At 59.1% G+C, this 17,680-nt stretch carries 18 protein-coding genes; 11 read left to right on the forward strand and 7 right to left on the reverse strand.

Annotated elements, in window-relative coordinates; all coding sequences use genetic code 11:
- Positions 1–54: 54 nt before the first annotated feature.
- Positions 55–1,056 carry an LLM class flavin-dependent oxidoreductase gene (locus AC1MEW_RS02700; RefSeq protein WP_480425349.1) on the reverse strand — a complete coding sequence of 334 codons (1,002 nt, stop codon included), beginning with the start codon at positions 1,054–1,056 and terminating at the stop codon, positions 55–57.
- 239 nt (positions 1,057–1,295) lie between these two features.
- Between AC1MEW_RS02700 and AC1MEW_RS02705 the strand changes: the two genes are divergently transcribed.
- Both AC1MEW_RS02705 and AC1MEW_RS02710 read left to right on the forward strand, forming a co-directional pair.
- On the forward strand, positions 1,296–1,727 hold the full coding sequence (locus AC1MEW_RS02705; RefSeq protein ID WP_201199402.1) for an OsmC family protein: 432 nt from the start codon (positions 1,296–1,298) through the stop codon (positions 1,725–1,727).
- Between the two features lie 249 nt (positions 1,728–1,976).
- Positions 1,977–2,216: a DUF1161 domain-containing protein gene (locus tag AC1MEW_RS02710; RefSeq protein WP_480425350.1), complete on the forward strand. Its 240-nt coding sequence runs from the start codon at positions 1,977–1,979 to the stop codon at positions 2,214–2,216.
- Positions 2,217–2,222: 6 nt separating this feature from the next.
- On the opposite strand, the gene AC1MEW_RS02715 is transcribed toward AC1MEW_RS02710, so the two are convergent.
- Together AC1MEW_RS02715 and AC1MEW_RS02720 are read right to left on the reverse strand one after the other, a co-directional pair.
- Positions 2,223–2,642, reverse strand: coding sequence for a PA0061/PA0062 family lipoprotein (locus AC1MEW_RS02715; protein ID WP_201199398.1), 420 nt, complete (start codon positions 2,640–2,642; stop codon positions 2,223–2,225).
- 40 nt (positions 2,643–2,682) lie between these two features.
- Complete coding sequence (locus AC1MEW_RS02720; RefSeq protein WP_201256816.1) at positions 2,683–3,105, reverse strand: PA0061/PA0062 family lipoprotein; 423 nt, start codon at positions 3,103–3,105, stop codon at positions 2,683–2,685.
- 60 nt (positions 3,106–3,165) lie between these two features.
- Between AC1MEW_RS02720 and AC1MEW_RS02725 the strand changes: the two genes are divergently transcribed.
- Positions 3,166–4,242 (forward strand): aminopeptidase, encoded by a 1,077-nt coding sequence (locus AC1MEW_RS02725; RefSeq protein ID WP_480425351.1) that lies wholly within the window; start codon positions 3,166–3,168, stop codon positions 4,240–4,242.
- A 115-nt stretch (positions 4,243–4,357) separates the two neighbouring features.
- Here the strand turns inward: AC1MEW_RS02725 and AC1MEW_RS02730 are convergent, their stop codons facing one another.
- Both AC1MEW_RS02730 and AC1MEW_RS02735 read right to left on the reverse strand, forming a co-directional pair.
- Positions 4,358–5,008 carry an HAD family hydrolase gene (locus tag AC1MEW_RS02730; protein ID WP_201199393.1) on the reverse strand — a complete coding sequence of 217 codons (651 nt, stop codon included), beginning with the start codon at positions 5,006–5,008 and terminating at the stop codon, positions 4,358–4,360.
- A gap of 28 nt (positions 5,009–5,036) precedes the next feature.
- Complete coding sequence (locus AC1MEW_RS02735; RefSeq protein WP_201199391.1) at positions 5,037–5,582, reverse strand: gamma carbonic anhydrase family protein; 546 nt, start codon at positions 5,580–5,582, stop codon at positions 5,037–5,039.
- 62 nt (positions 5,583–5,644) lie between these two features.
- Here AC1MEW_RS02735 and prlC point away from each other — a divergent pair, with 62 nt between their 5' ends.
- Both prlC and AC1MEW_RS02745 read left to right on the forward strand, forming a co-directional pair.
- On the forward strand, positions 5,645–7,723 hold the full coding sequence (prlC, locus tag AC1MEW_RS02740) for an oligopeptidase A (RefSeq protein WP_201199388.1): 2,079 nt from the start codon (positions 5,645–5,647) through the stop codon (positions 7,721–7,723).
- Positions 7,720–8,007 carry a YheV family putative zinc ribbon protein gene (locus AC1MEW_RS02745; protein ID WP_201199386.1) on the forward strand — a complete coding sequence of 96 codons (288 nt, stop codon included), beginning with the start codon at positions 7,720–7,722 and terminating at the stop codon, positions 8,005–8,007. The genes prlC and AC1MEW_RS02745 overlap by 4 nt, the downstream gene beginning before the upstream one ends.
- Before the next feature lie 56 nt (positions 8,008–8,063).
- Here the strand turns inward: AC1MEW_RS02745 and AC1MEW_RS02750 are convergent, their stop codons facing one another.
- Complete coding sequence (locus AC1MEW_RS02750) at positions 8,064–8,711, reverse strand: dual specificity protein phosphatase family protein (protein WP_201199384.1); 648 nt, start codon at positions 8,709–8,711, stop codon at positions 8,064–8,066.
- A 302-nt stretch (positions 8,712–9,013) separates the two neighbouring features.
- On the opposite strand from AC1MEW_RS02750, the gene AC1MEW_RS02755 reads away from it, so the two are divergent.
- The 6 genes from AC1MEW_RS02755 to AC1MEW_RS02780 all read left to right on the forward strand — a co-directional run bounded on the left by AC1MEW_RS02755 (position 9,014) and on the right by AC1MEW_RS02780 (position 16,579).
- Entirely contained in the window at positions 9,014–9,754 is a 741-nt protein-coding gene (locus tag AC1MEW_RS02755; RefSeq protein WP_201199383.1) for a gluconate 2-dehydrogenase subunit 3 family protein, read from the forward strand.
- 2 nt (positions 9,755–9,756) lie between these two features.
- Entirely contained in the window at positions 9,757–11,541 is a 1,785-nt protein-coding gene (locus AC1MEW_RS02760) for a GMC family oxidoreductase (RefSeq protein WP_480425354.1), read from the forward strand.
- A gap of 12 nt (positions 11,542–11,553) precedes the next feature.
- Positions 11,554–12,858: a c-type cytochrome gene (locus tag AC1MEW_RS02765; protein ID WP_480425355.1), complete on the forward strand. Its 1,305-nt coding sequence runs from the start codon at positions 11,554–11,556 to the stop codon at positions 12,856–12,858.
- Between the two features lie 70 nt (positions 12,859–12,928).
- Positions 12,929–13,987 (forward strand): PA0069 family radical SAM protein, encoded by a 1,059-nt coding sequence (locus AC1MEW_RS02770; protein ID WP_322270098.1) that lies wholly within the window; start codon positions 12,929–12,931, stop codon positions 13,985–13,987.
- A 243-nt stretch (positions 13,988–14,230) separates the two neighbouring features.
- Entirely contained in the window at positions 14,231–14,962 is a 732-nt protein-coding gene (locus tag AC1MEW_RS02775) for a carbonic anhydrase (RefSeq protein WP_201195944.1), read from the forward strand.
- A gap of 90 nt (positions 14,963–15,052) precedes the next feature.
- Positions 15,053–16,579 (forward strand): SulP family inorganic anion transporter, encoded by a 1,527-nt coding sequence (locus AC1MEW_RS02780; protein ID WP_201199376.1) that lies wholly within the window; start codon positions 15,053–15,055, stop codon positions 16,577–16,579.
- 120 nt (positions 16,580–16,699) lie between these two features.
- On the opposite strand, the gene AC1MEW_RS02785 is transcribed toward AC1MEW_RS02780, so the two are convergent.
- Entirely contained in the window at positions 16,700–17,350 is a 651-nt protein-coding gene (locus tag AC1MEW_RS02785; RefSeq protein ID WP_201199375.1) for a hypothetical protein, read from the reverse strand.
- Between the last annotated feature and the right edge of the window lie 330 nt (positions 17,351–17,680).

Here is a 17,680-nt window from a genome sequence, read left to right on the forward strand (position 1 = left end):
CAATGAAAAAGCCGACGCAATGGCGTCGGCTTTTTTATGCGCGTCGTTCCGGGATCAGCCCTTCATGACCTGCGCCAGCAACTCATAGGAATGCACGCGATCCGCGTGCTCGTAGAGGTCGCAGGTGAAAATCAGTTCATCGGCCTGGGTCTGCTCGATCAGCACTTCCAGTTTGGCGCGGATTTTCTGCGGGCTGCCGACCATGGCCAGCCCCAGGAAATCGCCGACCGCTTCCTTCTCATGCGGCAGCCACAGGCCGTCCATGGTTTTCACCGGCGGACGTTGCACCAGGCTCTGGCCACGCATCAGGGCGAGGATTCGCTGGTAGACCGACGTCGCCAGGTAATCAGCCTGTTCGTCGGTATCGGCCGCCACCAGTGGCACGCCGAGCATCACGTAGGGCTTGTCCAATACCGCTGAAGGTTTGAAGTGATTGCGATAGACGCGAATCGCCTCGTGCATGAAACGCGGTGCGAAATGCGAGGCGAAGGCGTAGGGCAAACCGCGTTCGCCGGCCAGTTGCGCGCTGAACAGACTGGAACCCAGCAGCCAGACCGGGACATTGGTGCCTGTTCCGGGCATCGCGATAATTCGCTGGTCCGGCGTGCGTGGGCCGAGGTAGCGCATCAGCTCTGCAACGTCTTCCGGGAATTCGTCCGCACTGCCGGAGCGTTCTCGGCGCAGTGCGCGGGCGGTCATCTGATCGGAACCGGGCGCGCGGCCCAGGCCGAGGTCGATACGGCCGGGATACAGGCTTTCGAGGGTGCCGAACTGTTCGGCGATCACCAATGGCGCATGATTGGGGAGCATCACGCCCCCGGAGCCGACACGAATAGTCGAGGTGCCCCCGGCCAGGTAACCGAGCAACACCGACGTCGCGGAACTGGCGATGCCGTCCATGTTGTGGTGTTCGGCCACCCAAAAGCGGTTGTAGCCAAACTTTTCGACGTGCTGGGCCAAGTCCAGGGAATTGTGCAGTGACTGGGCCGCGCTGCCGTTCTCCCGTACGGGCACCAGATCGAGGGTCGAAAACTTGATATCGGACAGTCGTTTCATAAACCTGCTTCTCCAATGGGGGCGCAGGTTTTTTCACGAACGAAAACCTGCCGAGTCTGAAAGCGTTCCCTATGCAATGAGGGCATATACCCGAGTTTCAATAGCAGACATGAATTTGCCTACCAGATAAGCGGTTTGATCCGACAGGGTGAACTTTGCCAAGTCTTCTATCCTCAGAACCCTTACCAAGCGAAAACCACGAAGGCGCGACGTTTCGCGCCGATCTTGAGGAGGCAGACATGGCTATCACGAAGAAAGCATCGGCTCATTGGGCAGGCGATCTGAAAACCGGCATCGGTTCGATCTCCACGGAAACCGGCGTACTCAGAGAAGCGCCCTACGGCTTCAAGGCCCGTTTCGAGGGCGGTAAAGGCACCAATCCGGAAGAGCTGATCGGCGCGGCCCACGCAGGCTGCTTCTCCATGGCGTTTTCGATGATTCTCGGCGACGCCGGCCTAAAGGCTGACAGCATTGATACCAACGCTGAGGTCACCCTGGACCAGGTGGAGGGCGGATTTGCGATCACGGCGGTGAAACTGATCCTCAAGGCGAAAATCCCTGGGGCAACTCAGGCACAGTTCGAGGAACTGAGTAAAAAGGCTAAGGAAGGTTGCCCGGTATCCAAAGTGCTGAATGCGAAGATCAGCCTCGAAGCGACGTTGGTCAGTTGATGTTCACAAGTCTTTAAATTGGCGTTGATTGCACCGACGCCTTCGCGAGCAAGCCCGCTCCCACAATTGGAATGCATTTCAACTGTGGGAGCGGGCTTGCTCGCGAAGGCAATCTCATGAACGACACAATCCATGGTTGAACATGCAGTTTGTGAGCGAAGTCAGAACTCGCTTTGTAAAACTGTGGTCGAATAAATGACAGCAGCTTCAGCGCATAGACATGCGCGCTGCCTCAAGGGAGCTTCAACCATGAAACGTTTTGTCTTGGCCGTTATTTGCGGTGCATTGGCGACTTCGGCCCTGGCCGCGACCAAAGACTGCGAAGAGCTTAAGAAGGAAATTGAAATAAAAATCCAGGCTAAAGCCATACCCTCCTACACCCTGGAAATAGTCACGAAAAAAGAAGCCGACAAGCACGATGCCGCAATGGTCGTTGGCTCCTGTGCAAACGGCACGAAGAAGATCATCTACCAAAAAAACGATCGTTGATTGGCCTCAAATGGCGCAGTCCACCGCCCGGTCTTCGGCCACGATCTCACGCTTGGCGTTATACAGCCGTGCGCTGGGCGTGAACGACAATGAGCGCCCTTCGAGCATGTAACGCTGGCCGGCCTCGAAATGGTCGTAGCGGATGGTCAGGTAGCAGAGGCGCTCAGCGGGATCGTTCATCATTCCAAAACCGCCACTGAACACCTCAAAGTCGAAACGCACCATCAACTCATGACTGCCGGGGGTGACCTGAAAGAAACGCCCGTCGGTCAATCGCTGGTTATCCAGGCGTTCGGCCATCATTAATTTTCCACCGGGGGTCGGTGTAGACATGTCGACCCAGGCCATCTGCGGATTGACCGCCGGCATCGGGCTCAGGCAACCGGAAATGACGCTTGCCGTGAGCAACAGCAATAACCTGCGCATGATGAATGTCCTGATGATTGGTCATTCAGCATAACGCCGATCACGTGCGTTGGCAGCCTGCCGGTGTGCCGTGCCCAATGACTTTTCGCTGCTGATCATAGAGCTTTGCCCACGGATGGAATCCGATGTTTCCCGCTTGCAACTCATAGCGCTCACCGGCGTTGAAATCCTTGAATTTCACACTCAACTGACAATCGCGCCACAACGGCTCACTGTCCGGGCCAATGTTGGTGGGCTGGACCGCAAACTGGTAACGCACCTTCAATTCATGGCTGCCGGGCTGCACTTCAAAGAAGCGTTTGTCGGTGGTCGCCTTGTCATCGACCTTCAACGCTTGCAACGCGGTGTCTTGCGGCTTTGGACCGAGATCGATCCAGGCTTGGGCGGGGTCCGGGGCGGGCATTCCGAACCCGGCACAACCGGCCAGCGTCAGCAGGCCTCCTGTCAGCATCAACATGCGCATAGCGGAGCTCCAGTCAGGCGGGATAGTCTTGCGGGCAGACTCTCCAAGGATGATTTTATTTTGATCAGGCCGCTTCCAAGCCTTGGGTTACTTGATCGCGTTTTGCGCGTTTTGTTTCCGGGCGTGTTGTTTTTGTTGCTCAACGGTTGCGCCAGCGTCAGCTACTACGGTCAATTAGCCAGTGGTCAGCTGCAATTGCTGCGGGCCCGGGAGCCGGTTGCCGAGGTGATTGCCGACCCACAGCGCGATCCACAATTGCGTGCGCATCTGGCCCAATCACAAAAGGCTAGGGTGTTCGCCAGCCAGCATCTGCACCTGCCGGATAACCAGAGCTATCGCCTGTACGCCGACATTGGTCGGCCGTATGTGGTCTGGAATGTCTTCGCCACGCCGGAATTTTCCCTGACGCCGCAGAACCATTGCTTCCCCATCGCCGGCTGCGTCGCTTACCGCGGTTACTACAGCCAGAGCGCGGCCCGGGGTGAAGCGGCCATGCAACGACTCAACGGCATGGACGTGTCGATCGGCGGGGTCGAGGCCTACTCGACCCTGGGCTGGTTCAATGACCCGATCCTCAGCTCGATGATGAGTTGGGGCGATGAACGGTTGGCCACGCTGATCTTTCATGAGCTGGGCCATCAGCGGTTTTATGTGAAGGACGACACTGAGTTCAACGAGTCTTTCGCCACGTTTGTCGAGCAGGAAGGCACCCGCCAATGGCGCGCCAGCCGTGGACTCGCCCCAGACACCGGCGCGCAGATGCAGCAACGTGATCAGTTCACTCAACTGGTTCTGGACAGTCGCGCTCGACTTGAACGGCTGTACGCCCAGCCCTTGCCCGCCGAGCAGATGCGCCAACGCAAAGCCGCCGAGTTCGAACGGCTGCGTCGCGACTATCGGACGATGCGTGACAACGTATGGGCCGGGGATAAACGCTACGACGCCTGGATCAATGCGCCGATGAACAATGCCAAGTTGCTGCCGTTTGGTTTGTACGACCAATGGGTGCCGGCGTTTGCGGCGCTGTTCAGGCAGGAGGGTGGGGATTGGGTGAAGTTTTATGCGGCCGTGGAGAGCCTGGGTGGGTTGCCGAGCAAGCAACGTAAAGCTGCGCTGCAAACGTTGGCCGGCAAATAACCCTGTGGCGAGGGAGCTCGCTCCCGTTGGGCCGCGAAGTGGCCCCATAATTTCCGGACCAATCACGACTGCTGCGCAGCCAAACGGGAGCAAGCTCCCTCGCCACAGTTCGGTGTCAGCCTCGCAGAAACGCCTGATGCATCTCCTCCAGCGTTTCAAAGTGATACGCCGGTGCTTCGGCGCTCAGCTCTTCGTGGCTGCCAAAACCATAACCCACCGCCGCCGCATCAAGCCCGTTGCTGCGCGCGCCGATCAAGTCGTGTTTGCGGTCGCCGATCATCAGGGTGTTGGCCGGGTCGAGGCCTTCTTCGGCGATCAAATGGGCGATCAGTTCGACTTTGTTGGTCCGGGTGCCATCCAGCTCACTGCCGTAAATCACTTTGAAGTGCTTGGCGAAGTCGAAGTGCCGGGCGATTTCCCGGGCGAACACCCAGGGCTTGGAGGTAGCGATGTACAGCTGTCGACCTTGCCCGCTCAAGGTTTCCAATAGCGGTGTGACACCGTCGAACACGCGGTTCTCATACAGGCCGGTGACTTTGAAACGCTCGCGATAGAAATTCACCGCTTCCCAGGCCTTGGGCTCGTCGAACTCGTAAAACTGCATGAACGCCTGCAACAGCGGCGGGCCGATGAAGTGTTCGAGCTTGGTCAGGTCGGGCTCGTCGATACCCAGTTTGGCCAGGGCGAACTGGATCGAGCGGGTAATCCCCTCACGCGGGTCGGTCAAAGTGCCATCGAGGTCGAACAAAACAGTTTGGTAATGCATGAAAATTCCTGGGCAATAGTGAGAAGGCTTAGAGCTGGTCGTAGCCTTCGGCCAGATGCAGGTCCTTGAGCTTCACGTAGTTCGCCGCGCTGTAGGTGAAAAAGGCTTTTTCCTTGTCAGTCAGCGGCCGGATCTGTTTCACCGGGCTGCCGACATACAGAAAACCGCTTTCCAGGCGCTTGCCCGGTGGCACCAGGCTGCCGGCGCCGATGATCACATCGTCCTCCACCACCGCGCCGTCCATGACGATGCTGCCCATGCCGATCAGAACCCGGTTACCCACCGAGCAGCCGTGGAGCATGACTTTGTGAGCGATGGTCACGTCGTCCCCGATCAAGCAGGGAAAGCCATCGGGATTGAACGGCCCTGCGTGGGTGATGTGCAGCACGCAGCCGTCCTGAACGCTGGTGCGCGCACCGATGCGGATGCGGTGCATGTCGCCGCGGATCACCGTCAGCGGCCAGACGGAGCTGTCTTCGCCGATTTCGACGTCGCCGATTACCACCGCCGAGCCGTCGACAAAAGCGCCTTTGCCCAGTAGCGGCGTGTGGTTCAGATACTTGCGAAGGGTCACGATAGGTTCTCTCTCTGTCGCTGATAGCTGCGGTGAGCGTCGATTGTAATTAAGATGGCCGCATGTTTCTTCCAGCCAAGGTGCCAACCGTGAGCGTGAACAACCCTCTTTTGCAGTCCTACGACCTGCCGCCGTTCTCGGCGATTCGTGCCGAACACGTGCAACCGGCCATTGAACAGATCCTGGCTGACAACCGCGCCGCCATTATCGAGATCCTCAAAACCCAGGGCAAACAACCGACCTGGGCCGGCCTGGTACTGGCAATGGACGAACTCAATGATCGCCTGGGCGCCGCCTGGAGCCCGGTCAGCCACCTGAATGCCGTATGCAACAGCGCCGAACTGCGCGAAGCCTACGAGTCCTGCCTGCCGGCCCTGAGCGCCTACTCCACCGAGATGGGCCAGAACCGCGAACTGTTCCAGGCATTCGAAGCCCTGGCCAACAGCCCCGAAGCCGCCGGTTTCGACGTCGCGCAAAAAACCATTCTGGAACACTCACTGCGTGACTTCCGTCTGTCGGGTATCGACCTGCCGGAAGCTGAGCAGAAGCGATACGCCGAAGTGCAAAGCAAACTGTCCGAGCTGGGCAGCCGCTTCTCCAACCAGTTGCTCGACGCCACTCAGGCCTGGACCAAGCACGTTACCGATGAAGCCACCCTCGCCGGCCTGACCGATTCGGCCAAGGCGCAAATGGCGGCCGCTGCACAGGCCAAAGGCCTGGACGGTTGGTTGATCAGCCTGGAATTCCCGAGCTACTACGCGGTGATGACCTACGCCCACGACCGCGCCCTGCGCGAAGAAGTCTACGCCGCCTACTGCACCCGTGCGTCGGACCAAGGCCCGAATGCCGGTCAGAACGATAACGGCCCGGTGATGGTAGAAATTCTCGACCTGCGTCAGGAGCTGGCCAAGCTACTGGGTTTCGCCAGCTTCTCGGAGCTGAGTCTGGCGACCAAAATGGCTGAATCCAGCGATCAGGTACTCAGTTTCCTACGTGACCTGGCCAAGCGCAGCAAACCGTTCGCGGCTCAGGACCTGGAACAACTCAAAGCCTACGCCGCCGAACAGGGCTGCCCGGATCTGCAAAGCTGGGACAGTGGTTTCTACGGTGAAAAACTTCGCGAGCAGCGCTACAGCGTCGCGCAAGAAGCCCTTCGCGCCTACTTCCCGATCGACAAAGTGCTCGGCGGCTTGTTCGCTATCGTTCAGCGCCTGTACGGCATCGAAATCGCCGAGCAGAAAGGCTTCGACACTTGGCACCCGGATGTTCGCCTGTTCGAAATCAAGGAAAACGGCCAACACGTCGGCCGCTTCTTCTTCGACCTCTACGCCCGCGCCAACAAACGCGGCGGGGCCTGGATGGACGGCGCTCGTGACCGTCGCCGCACCGCTGAAGGCGTGCTGCAAAGCCCGGTGGCGAACCTGGTGTGCAACTTCACTCCGGCCGACAGCGGCAAGCCTGCGTTGCTGACCCACGATGAAGTCACCACCCTGTTCCACGAATTTGGCCATGGTTTGCATCACCTGCTGACCCGCGTCGAACATGCTGGCGTGTCCGGCATCAACGGCGTGGCCTGGGATGCGGTCGAACTGCCAAGTCAGTTCATGGAAAACTGGTGCTGGGAGCCCGAAGGCCTGGCGCTGATCTCCGGTCACTACGAAACCGGCGAACCGCTGCCTCAGGACCTGCTGGGAAAAATGCTCGCGGCGAAAAACTTCCAGTCCGGCCTGATGATGGTCCGCCAACTCGAGTTCTCGTTGTTCGACTTCGAACTGCACGCCACCCATGGCGACGGCCGCAGCGTGCTGCAAGTGCTCGAAGGCGTGCGCGACGAGGTTTCGGTCATGCGTCCGCCGGCCTACAACCGCTTCCCGAACAGCTTCGCGCATATCTTCGCCGGCGGTTACGCGGCGGGTTACTACAGCTACAAATGGGCTGAAGTGCTGTCCGCCGATGCTTTCTCGAAGTTCGAAGAAGACGGCGTGCTCAATGCCGAGACCGGCCGCGCCTTCCGTGAAGCAATCCTCGCTCGCGGCGGTTCTCAGGAACCGATGGTGCTGTTCGTCGACTTCCGTGGCCGGGCGCCATCGATTGACGCACTCTTGCGCCACAGCGGCCTGAGTGAGGACGCAGCAGCATGAGCGAGGGGCCTGTGATCACAAAAAAACGCTTTATCGCCGGGGCAGTTTGCCCGGCCTGCAGCGAGCCGGACAAATTGATGATGTGGAACGAAGACGAGGTCCCGCACCGTGAGTGCGTGGCCTGCGGTTACTCCGACACGCTCAATGAGCAAGGTCTGTCAGTGCCCAAGGAATTGGGCACGCGGGTCAACGTTTCGGCGCTGAAAGTGCCGGACGCCAAGGTTCAGGCGGTGCAATTCTTCCCGAACCCGAAGCTGAAGAAAAAGCCTGACGAGCAATTCTGAGTGAACACAACCTTCCACACCGCAATGGTGTGGAAGGTGACACTCCTGCCTTTATCCTACTTCTCGACGTTTGCCGATTTGAACCAGCTCTTCATCGAGCACATGGCGAACGGGCTGGTGCTGCAATCACCATTGGCCAGAGCCGTGCGCAGTTTGTCGACATCGGCCTGCATCATGTAGCGAACGCCGTCCTTGAAGTGGGTACTGTCGCCAAAACCGCCTTGGGTCATTTCATTCAAGGCGTCTTCTTTGCTCCAGCCCTGCACGACCACCCGATACATGGCCGCCATCAGGCCGGTGCGGTCAGAGCCGTGCTTGCAATGCATCAATACCGGGCCTTTGGCCTCGGCGGTCTGAATGGCGCGAAGCGCCTTGAGCACATCAGCGTCATCCACATGATTGGTGCGGTAAGGCAGCTGCACCTGGTCGATGCCAGGCGTCGACAACCAGCTCTTGTCCGACTCAGGCAGGAAGTTGATAACGGTTCCAACCTTGAGTTTTTCCAGTAGCGGCACCGCGCCGCTGTCCGGCAATGCGCTGCGGTAGAGCGTCGGGGACATTTGGTAGAGGTTATATTTCGACTCCACTGACTGTGCCCATTCGGCAGGCCGCGCAGGTGCCGTGTCGTCAGCCAGGGCCAGCGACACATTGAAAAAGGCTACCAACGACAGGCACATCGCAGGGATAAGACGGGTTTTAGACATGCTGGGCGACCGTGAAAAAGATGCGGATGAATAACGCTAGCTTCAACCTTGACCAGTCAAAGGGCTGTGAGCCGACTGTCAAAGAATCGTGAATCGATCGACCCAAAGGCTACTTTCGTCGCAAAACCCCGGTTTATTTATGCTGAATCGCTTCATCCTGATTCTTAGCCTGCTACCATTTGTTACCAAAGTTTGCAGTTACGTGGCCATTTTCACTGATCGTCCACCCGTATCACTGCCAAAACGAAAAGCCGTTCATTGAAACGGCTGAAAACCATCAATGCCTGATGAGGTGCACCCCCATGTCTGATCAAGATCGAGACAACCCGCGGCGTGAGTTTTTGCGCAAATCCCTGACCTTGATCCCGGTGGTCACCGTCGCCAGCACCGCGCTGGGCAGTTCCGTCCTGCTCGCAGCGCCTGAAGCGGCGCCGTCCAGTCCCGGCAAAACCCCTGCCAGCACCAGCGTCTATGAACCCAGCTACTTCACCGCCGAAGAATGGACGTTCATCAAGGCAGCCGTCGCTCAACTGATCCCGAACGATGCCCAAGGGCCAGGCGCACTCGAAGCCGGCGTGCCGGAATACATCGACCGGCAAATGAACACGCCGTACGCCGCCGGCGCGCTGTGGTTCATGCAAGGGCCGTTCAACGCCGACGCCCCGCCGGAAATGGGCTGGCAGAGCAAACTCGTCCCTAAAGAGATCTATCGCTTGGGCATTGCCGCCACGGATTCCTGGTCGAAAACCGTCAACGGAAAAGTATTTGCTGACCAAGATAGCGCTACCCGAGACGATTTACTGAAGCAACTCGAAGCCGGAAAACCTGACTTCGACAGCGTTCCGTCGACGATTTTCTTCAACCTGCTGCTGCAAAACACCAAGGAAGGGTTCTTCTGCGACCCGATCCACGGCGGCAACAAAGGCATGGTCGGCTGGACCATGATCGGCTTCCCCGGCGCCCGCGCCGATTTCATGGACTGGGTGGAACGCAACGAGCAATACCCCTTCCCGGCAGTTTCGATTCGCGGCGAGAGGGCATAAGCATGGCAACAGTTATGAAGAAGGTCGACGCAGTCATCGTCGGTTTTGGCTGGACCGGCGCGATCATGGCCAAAGAACTGACAGAAGCAGGCCTGAACGTGTTGGCGCTGGAGCGCGGACCGATGCAGGACACCTACCCCGACGGCAACTATCCCCAGGTGATCGACGAACTTACCTACAGCGTTCGCAAGAAACTCTTCCAGGACATCTCCAAAGAGACCGTGACCATTCGCCATAGCGTGAATGACATCGCACTGCCGAACCGCCAACTCGGCGCTTTCCTGCCCGGTAACGGTGTGGGCGGCGCGGGGCTGCATTGGTCGGGCGTGCACTTTCGGGTCGACCCGATTGAGCTGCGGATGCGCAGCCATTACGAAGAACGCTACGGCAAAAGCTTCATCCCCAAGGACATGACCATCCAGGACTTCGGCGTCAGCTATGAAGAGCTGGAGCCGTTCTTCGATTACGCCGAAAAGGTGTTCGGTACGTCGGGTCAAGCCTGGACGGTGAACGGCCAACTGGTCGGCGAAGGCAAGGGCGGCAACCCTTATGCACCGGATCGCACGAACCCGTTCCCGCTGGAATCCCAGAAAAATACGGTCTCCGCACAGCTGTTCCAGAAAGCGGCCACAGCCGTGGGTTACAAACCCTACAACCTGCCGTCGGCCAATACCTCAGGCCCGTACACCAACCCCTACGGCGCCCAAATGGGCCCGTGTAACTTCTGCGGTTTTTGCAGCGGTTACGTTTGCTACATGTACTCCAAGGCATCGCCCAACGTGAACATTCTGCCGGCGCTCAAGCCGCTGCCGAATTTCGAACTGCGGCCCAATTCCCACGTGCTGCGGGTCAACCTCGACAGCACCAAGACCAAAGCCACCGGCGTGACCTACATCGATGGCCAGGGCCGGGAGATCGAGCAGCCGGCCGATCTGGTGATCCTCGGCGCGTTCCAGTTCCACAACGTGCGGTTGATGTTGCTCTCCGGCATCGGCAAGCCTTACGACCCGATCAGCGGTGAAGGCGTGGTCGGCAAGAACTTCGCCTACCAGAACATGGCCACGATCAAGGCGTTCTTCGACAAGGACACCCACACCAACAACTTCATCGGGGCTGGCGGCAACGGCGTGGCGATCGATGACTTCAACGCCGACAACTTCGACCACGGGCCGCATGGCTTCGTCGGCGGCTCGCCGATGTGGGTCAACCAGGCCGGCAGCCGCCCAATCTCCGGGACCTCGAACCCGCCGGGCACGCCAGCCTGGGGCAGTGCGTGGAAACGCGCCACCGCCGATTACTACACCCACCAGGTGTCGATGGACTCACACGGCGCGCATCAGTCCTACCGCGGCAACTACCTGGATCTCGACCCGGTATACCGCGATGCCTACGGCTTGCCGCTGCTGCGGATGACCTTCGACTGGCAGGAAAACGACATCAAGATGAACCGCTTCATGGTCGAAAAAATGGGCAAGATCGCCGAAGCGATGGGCCCCAAAGCTATCGCCGTGATCGGCAAGCAGGTCGGTGATCACTTCAACACCGCGGCCTACCAGACCACCCACCTCAACGGTGGCGCGATCATGGGCACGAACCCGAAAACCAGCGCCCTGAACCGTTACTTGCAGAGCTGGGACGTGCACAACGTGTTCGTCCCTGGGGCGTCGGCTTTCCCACAAGGCTTGGGTTACAACCCTACAGGCCTGGTGGCTGCGTTGACCTACTGGTCGGCGCGGGCGATCCGCGAGCAGTACCTGAAAAACCCCGGCCCGCTGGTTCAGGCTTAAGGAGCGATAACCATGAAAGCACTCGTTATCGCGACCTTCGCCCTGCTCGGCAGTGCCTCGATCAACGCCGCAGAAGTTGATCAAAACCTGATCAAACAAGGCGAATACCTTGCCCGGGCCGGTGACTGTATCGCCTGCCACACCGCGAAGGACGGCAAGCCGTTCGCCGGCGGTCTGCCGATGGAAACGCCAATCGGGACGATCTACTCGACCAACATCACTCCGGATAAAACCGGCCTCGGCGACTACAGCTTCGAAGATTTCGACAAAGCCGTACGCCACGGTGTCGCCAAAAACGGCAGCACCTTGTACCCGGCGATGCCGTATCCGTCCTACGCCAGCGTCACCGAACCCGACATGCAGGCCTTGTACGCCTACTTCATGCACGGCGTGGCGCCGGTCGCCCAGGAGAACAAGGCCAGCGACATTCCCTGGCCTTTGAGCATGCGTTGGCCGCTGATGGGCTGGCGCTGGATGTTTGCCCCGGCCGTGGCGGATTACAAAGCCGCACCGGGCGCTGATGCGGTAGTCAGCCGTGGGGCTTATCTGGTGGAAGGCCTGGGACATTGCGGCGCATGCCATACGCCAAGAGCCCTGACCATGCAGGAAAAATCCCTGAATGCCGGCGATGGCAGCACCTTTCTGTCAGGCAGCGCGCCGCTGGAAGGCTGGATCGCGAAAAGCCTGCGCGGCGACCACAAGGACGGCCTCGGCAGCTGGAGCGAGGCGCAACTGGTGCAATTCCTCAAGACCGGGCGCAGCGACCGCAGTGCGGTATTCGGTGGCATGAGCGATGTGGTGACCCACAGCATGCAATACATGACCGACGCCGACCTGACCGCGATTGCCCGTTACCTCAAGTCCCTGCCGGCCAATGACCCCAACGACCAGCCACATCAGTACGACAAACAAGTCGCCCAAGCGCTGTGGAAGGGTGATGACAGCAAGCCTGGCGCCTCGGTGTACATCGACAACTGTGCGGCCTGCCACCGGACCGATGGGCATGGTTACACGCGAGTGTTCCCGGCGCTGGCGGGCAATCCGGTGTTGCAGTCGCAAGACCCGACGTCGCTGATTAACGTTGTGCTCAAGGGCGGCACCTTGCCGGCGACTCACACGGCACCGTCGACCTTCACCATGCCAGCGTTTGCCTGGCGGTTGTCGGATCAGGAAGTGGCGGATGTGGTCAGTTTCATTCGCAGCAGTTGGGGTAACAAGGGCGAGCCCGTCAAGGCAAGCACCGTGGCCGATCTGCGCAAGGACGATATGAAAACCACCTCGGGCGACGATTTGGGGCAGGTCACCCAGAAGAACTGATCGCCCAGCGGCACTAGCCAGATGAACGACGCCTCGTTACTGTATATAAAACCAGTATCGAGGCGTTTTCATGTCCACTCCTCTTCCGCCACGCGGTCGCGGCACCGCGACCAACCCGCACAACCGCTTCGCACCGAACCGTTCGGTGGCCGAGGACGATGGCTGGTACCAGGAAGCGCCGGTCACCCAAGGCACCGAAGTGCGCATCGAGACGGCGAAAACCATCATCACCCGCAACACCTCGCCGGACTTGCCCTTCGACCGCTCGATCAATCCTTATCGCGGCTGCGAGCACGGTTGCATCTATTGCTACGCGCGGCCCAGTCACGCCTATTGGGACATGTCGCCGGGGCTGGATTTCGAAACCAAACTGATCGCCAAGACCAACGCTGCAGACGTGCTGGAGGAGCAACTCTCCAAGCGCGGCTATCAATGCGCGCCGATCAACCTGGGTTCCAACACCGATCCGTATCAGCCCATCGAACGCGAACACAAAATCACCCGCCAAACCCTGGAAGTGCTGCTGCGTTACCGTCATCCGGTGACCATCATCACTAAAGGTTCGCTGATTCTTCGTGATCTGGATCTGCTGGTTGAACTCGCCCGGCAAAACCTGGTGGCCGTGATGATCAGCCTCACCACACTCGACGACGAACTCAAACGCATCCTCGAACCCCGGGCCGCTGCGCCCAAGGCCCGATTACGAGCCATTCGGGTGATGCGCGAAGCCGGGATTCCGGTGGGGGTTTTGTGCTCGCCGATGATTCCAATGATCAATGACAGCGAACTCGAAAGCCTGCTCACCGAGGCCCACGCGGCCGGTGCCCAGAGCGCGGCCTACATGATGTTGCGCTTGCCCCTGGAAGTGGCGCCGTTGTTCGAAGAATGGCTGGCCGCCCACTACCCGCAGCGCGCGGCTCATGTGTTGAGCCTGATTCGGCAGAGTCGTGGCGGCGAGCTCTACGACAGCCGGTTTGGTGCGCGGATGCGCGGTGAAGGGCCATTCGCCGACCTGTTGGCGCAACGCTTTGCCAAAACCATCAAACGCTTGGGGCTCAATCGTCGTGAAGGGTTTAATCTGGACTGCGACGCCTTCTGTCCACCGGGTCGCCAAATGTCATTGATTTGAGGACAATTGGCCTATGGTTGAGTAGTGGAAACACCCGCCGCCGTCATTCCCAGTCACGTTTTTTGCGACCTGGAACGTGCGTTCTAGAGCGGTTTATTCAGTTTGAGTTAAGTTTCGCCGGCTACCTTGTTCATCGAGTGACTGATGGGTCGAGATCTGCGACCTGGATTTTTTTTAAACAGCCACTGGCTTCATATCGGACAAAACGGGACACTTCCCAATCTCCGTCAAAGAGGATGAATCATGAGTGACAAGGATAAACAGCCGTTGGCTGCGTCGGTTTCAGCCCACCCCGAGGCGGAGTCCGCCGATGCAGCGCTGAAGCATATCGTTGACGGCTTTTTGCATTTTCATCACGAGGTCTTTCCACAGCAGGAAGAGCTCTTCAAAAAACTCGCCACAGCCCAGAGCCCGAGAGCGATGTTCATCGCCTGCGCCGATTCGCGCATCGTTCCTGAACTGATCACCCAAAGCGCCCCTGGCGATCTGTTCGTGACCCGTAACGTCGGCAACGTTGTGCCACCTTATGGGCAAATGAACGGCGGCGTTTCCACCGCGATCGAATACGCGGTGCTGGCCCTCGGCGTGCAACACATCATCATTTGCGGCCATTCCGATTGCGGCGCCATGCGCGCGGTACTCAACCCGCAGAGCCTGGAAAAAATGCCCACGGTCAAAGCCTGGCTGCGGCATGCCGAAGTGGCGAAAACCATGGTCCAGGAAAACTGCCATTGCGCTGACGAAAACGAAAGCATGCACATCCTCACCGAAGAGAATGTGATCGCCCAGTTGCAGCATCTGCGCACACACCCATCGGTGGCCTCGCGCATGGCCAACGGTCAGCTGTTTATCCATGGCTGGGTCTACAGCATCGAAACCAGCGAAATCAAAGCGTACGACGCGGATCAGGGTCGTTTCCTGCCGCTCGATGGCAGCCATCCGATTCCGGTGGCGACGCCCAAAGCGCGCTTCTAAAAACCTCCTAAATCGTTGTGTGGTTTAGCCGAGGCTGCCGATTGAGCAGCCTGGCTTCGCCATGCCTGAAAAAACTTCGGGAGAATCCCTATGCGTGCTGCGCAACTAAAAGCTGTTTTGCCACGGGAGCTGCTGGCTTCGGTGGTGGTGTTTCTGGTGGCCCTGCCCTTGTGCATGGGCATCGCCATCGCCTCGGGTTTGCCGCCGGCCAAAGGCCTGATCACCGGGATCATCGGTGGCTTGGTGGTGGGCTGGATTGCCGGCTCACCGTTGCAAGTCAGCGGCCCGGCGGCGGGCCTGGCCGTGTTGGTATTCGAGCTGGTGCGCCAACACGGTATCGCCATGCTCGGGCCGATTTTGCTGCTGGCCGGTTTTCTGCAACTGGTGGCCGGTCGTTTGAAACTGGGCTGCTGGTTTCGGGTGACGGCGCCAGCGGTGGTCTACGGCATGCTCGCCGGGATTGGCGTGTTGATCGTGCTGTCACAAGTGCATGTGATGCTCGACGCCGTGCCCAAACCGTCAGGGCTGGATAACCTCGCAGCGTTCCCTGCCGCCGTGGCTCAGGCGTTGCCATCCTTGGGCTGGCAGGCCGGTTTGCTTGGACTGTCGACGATTGCGGTGATGTGGCTGTGGGAAAAATTCCGCCCGCACTCGCTGCGATTCATTCCCGGAGCCTTGCTCGGTGTCGGTCTGGCGACAGTCGCCAGCCTGATGCTCGCCTTGCAGGTCAAACGCGTGGAGGTCCCGGCCAACCTGGCTGAAGCCATCGACTGGCTCAAACCCGCGGACTTGCTCAACCTGGCTGACCCGACGCTGCTGATCGCCGCGTTTGCCGTGGCCTTCATCGCCAGCGCCGAAACCCTGCTCTCGGCCGCCGCCGTCGACCGCATGCACAGCGGCCAGCGTTCGGACTTCGACCGGGAGTTGTCGGCGCAAGGCGTGGGCAACATGCTCTGCGGTTTGCTCGGTGCATTGCCAATGACCGGGGTAATCGTGCGCAGCTCGGCTAACGTCCAGGCCGGCGCGACCACACGAATGTCGGCGATCTTCCATGGTCTGTGGTTGCTGGCGTTCGTGCTGTTGCTGTCCAGCGTGCTGCAAAGCATTCCGGTGGCGAGCCTGGCCGGTGTTTTGGTCTACACCGGTTTCAAACTGGTGGACGTCAAGGCCTTTCGCGGCTTGGGGCGTTATGGCCGGATGCCGATGTTCACCTATGCGGCGACTGCCCTGGCGATCATCTTCACCGACCTGCTGACTGGCGTGCTGATCGGCTTCGGCCTGACCCTGGCGAAACTGGCCTGGAAGGCTTCACGGCTGAAGATCAGCCTGATCGACCTGCCCAAGGACGGCGAAATGGAGTTGCGGCTGATCGGCGCGGCGACCTTTCTCAAGGTACCGGCGTTGACCCAGGTGCTGGGCACCATTCCGGCCGGCACGACGGTGCATGTACCGCTCAATAACCTGAGCTACATCGACCATTCGTGTCTGGAACTGCTTGAGGAGTGGGGCCGGGCGAATGCGGCCAAGGGTTCGAAGTTGCTGATTGAGGCGCGGGGGTTGAAGCGCAGGTTGGAAGGACGGTTGCGGACCACATCCGGAGTGGGTTCGACAGGGTAAAACAACACTGTGGGAGCGAGCTTGCTCGCGATGGGGCCATAACATCCAACATCTATGTTGACTGACCCACCGCAATCGCGAGCAAGCTCGCTCCCACAGGGGATTGTGTTGATCTATGGATCAAGCAGCCGGTTGATCCAGCTCCAGGCCCACGCCCAACTGGCGCGACAGACACGGCCAGCGTTTCCACGCGGTGCCGGTGTCCGGGCTGTTGAGTTTCTCGCGGTAGGCTTCCACCGACTCCAGCGCGAAACTGTCTTCGTTAAGCATCTCGTCCACGGCGTGATGCACCGCCTCATCCAGTTGGTTGGCAAATTCTTCGCCGATCAATTGGTGGGCAATCAGGTTGGCGACAGTCATGTCCAATGGGATCAGTGGCTGGCCAAAATGCTTGATGTACAGGTCATTGACCTCTTCGACCAACCGGTGCGCCAGATAAGCTTCGTCCAGCAGGCTGTCCAGGCCGATATGCCCGGTCATGATCGCCGGCGGCTTGAGGAAGAACTGCTCGGCGATTTTCAGCACCGGTTTGATCTGTGATTCGATGCCCGCTTCCCGAGCGACATCATTGGCTGCGTCCAACAGGTCCGGCACTTGCTCTATATAAGCGGCCACAAAACGGGTCATCACGCCCTTGGCGTCGACATCCGGTAGCTGGATGGCGGAATGCAGGTGCGGCAGTTGAGTTTCCAGTTGACGAGTTAACAGGCCGGTCTCGGCCTCATGTTGTTGGGCTTTTTGGATCTGCTCGCGCAATGCGGCGGTGCTCATGAAAACTCCAGGAAACAAAGGCAATGAAATAGGGAGAACATAACTTAGCTGGCTTATGAAAAATGCTAAGACGCATTTGTCATAATTATTTCATCCTTGAGACATTGCAGTTATATCGATTTGCCACCACTCGTCTGCATCCTTCTCCATTCGTGCCCTGGAACGCAAGTACAAGCTGTTTCAGCTGATTTACGCCATCGCGTTGCGAGGTCGCGGTCGCTGTCTATACTCGGTTTTGAATGGAGTTAGCTGATGACGCCCGACTGCATATGCAGCAAGGCTCGGCGATTCAAGTTCGTAGTCTGAAAAAGCCGCTCCCTTGCCGCAGGT

The organism is Pseudomonas sp. ASL4, assembly GCF_056680395.1.

Excerpts from the sequence above, each read along its gene's own strand:
- AC1MEW_RS02775 (WP_201195944.1), top strand. The coding sequence starts at position 14,231 with ATGAGTGACAAGGATAAACAGCCGTTGGCTGCGTCGGTTTCAGCCCAC.
- prlC (WP_201199388.1), top strand. The coding sequence starts at position 5,645 with ATGTTTCTTCCAGCCAAGGTGCCAACCGTGAGCGTGAACAACCCTCTT.
- AC1MEW_RS02700 (WP_480425349.1), bottom strand. The coding sequence starts at position 1,056 with ATGAAACGACTGTCCGATATCAAGTTTTCGACCCTCGATCTGGTGCCC.
- AC1MEW_RS02720 (WP_201256816.1), bottom strand. The coding sequence starts at position 3,105 with ATGCGCATGTTGATGCTGACAGGAGGCCTGCTGACGCTGGCCGGTTGT.
- AC1MEW_RS02770 (WP_322270098.1), top strand. The coding sequence starts at position 12,929 with ATGTCCACTCCTCTTCCGCCACGCGGTCGCGGCACCGCGACCAACCCG.
- AC1MEW_RS02755 (WP_201199383.1), top strand. The coding sequence starts at position 9,014 with ATGTCTGATCAAGATCGAGACAACCCGCGGCGTGAGTTTTTGCGCAAA.
- AC1MEW_RS02780 (WP_201199376.1), top strand. The coding sequence starts at position 15,053 with ATGCGTGCTGCGCAACTAAAAGCTGTTTTGCCACGGGAGCTGCTGGCT.
- AC1MEW_RS02730 (WP_201199393.1), bottom strand. The coding sequence starts at position 5,008 with ATGCATTACCAAACTGTTTTGTTCGACCTCGATGGCACTTTGACCGAC.
- AC1MEW_RS02710 (WP_480425350.1), top strand. The coding sequence starts at position 1,977 with ATGAAACGTTTTGTCTTGGCCGTTATTTGCGGTGCATTGGCGACTTCG.
- AC1MEW_RS02785 (WP_201199375.1), bottom strand. The coding sequence starts at position 17,350 with ATGAGCACCGCCGCATTGCGCGAGCAGATCCAAAAAGCCCAACAACAT.
- AC1MEW_RS02765 (WP_480425355.1), top strand. The coding sequence starts at position 11,554 with ATGAAAGCACTCGTTATCGCGACCTTCGCCCTGCTCGGCAGTGCCTCG.
- AC1MEW_RS02760 (WP_480425354.1), top strand. The coding sequence starts at position 9,757 with ATGGCAACAGTTATGAAGAAGGTCGACGCAGTCATCGTCGGTTTTGGC.
- AC1MEW_RS02750 (WP_201199384.1), bottom strand. The coding sequence starts at position 8,711 with ATGTCTAAAACCCGTCTTATCCCTGCGATGTGCCTGTCGTTGGTAGCC.
- AC1MEW_RS02715 (WP_201199398.1), bottom strand. The coding sequence starts at position 2,642 with ATGCGCAGGTTATTGCTGTTGCTCACGGCAAGCGTCATTTCCGGTTGC.
- AC1MEW_RS02745 (WP_201199386.1), top strand. The coding sequence starts at position 7,720 with ATGAGCGAGGGGCCTGTGATCACAAAAAAACGCTTTATCGCCGGGGCA.
- AC1MEW_RS02705 (WP_201199402.1), top strand. The coding sequence starts at position 1,296 with ATGGCTATCACGAAGAAAGCATCGGCTCATTGGGCAGGCGATCTGAAA.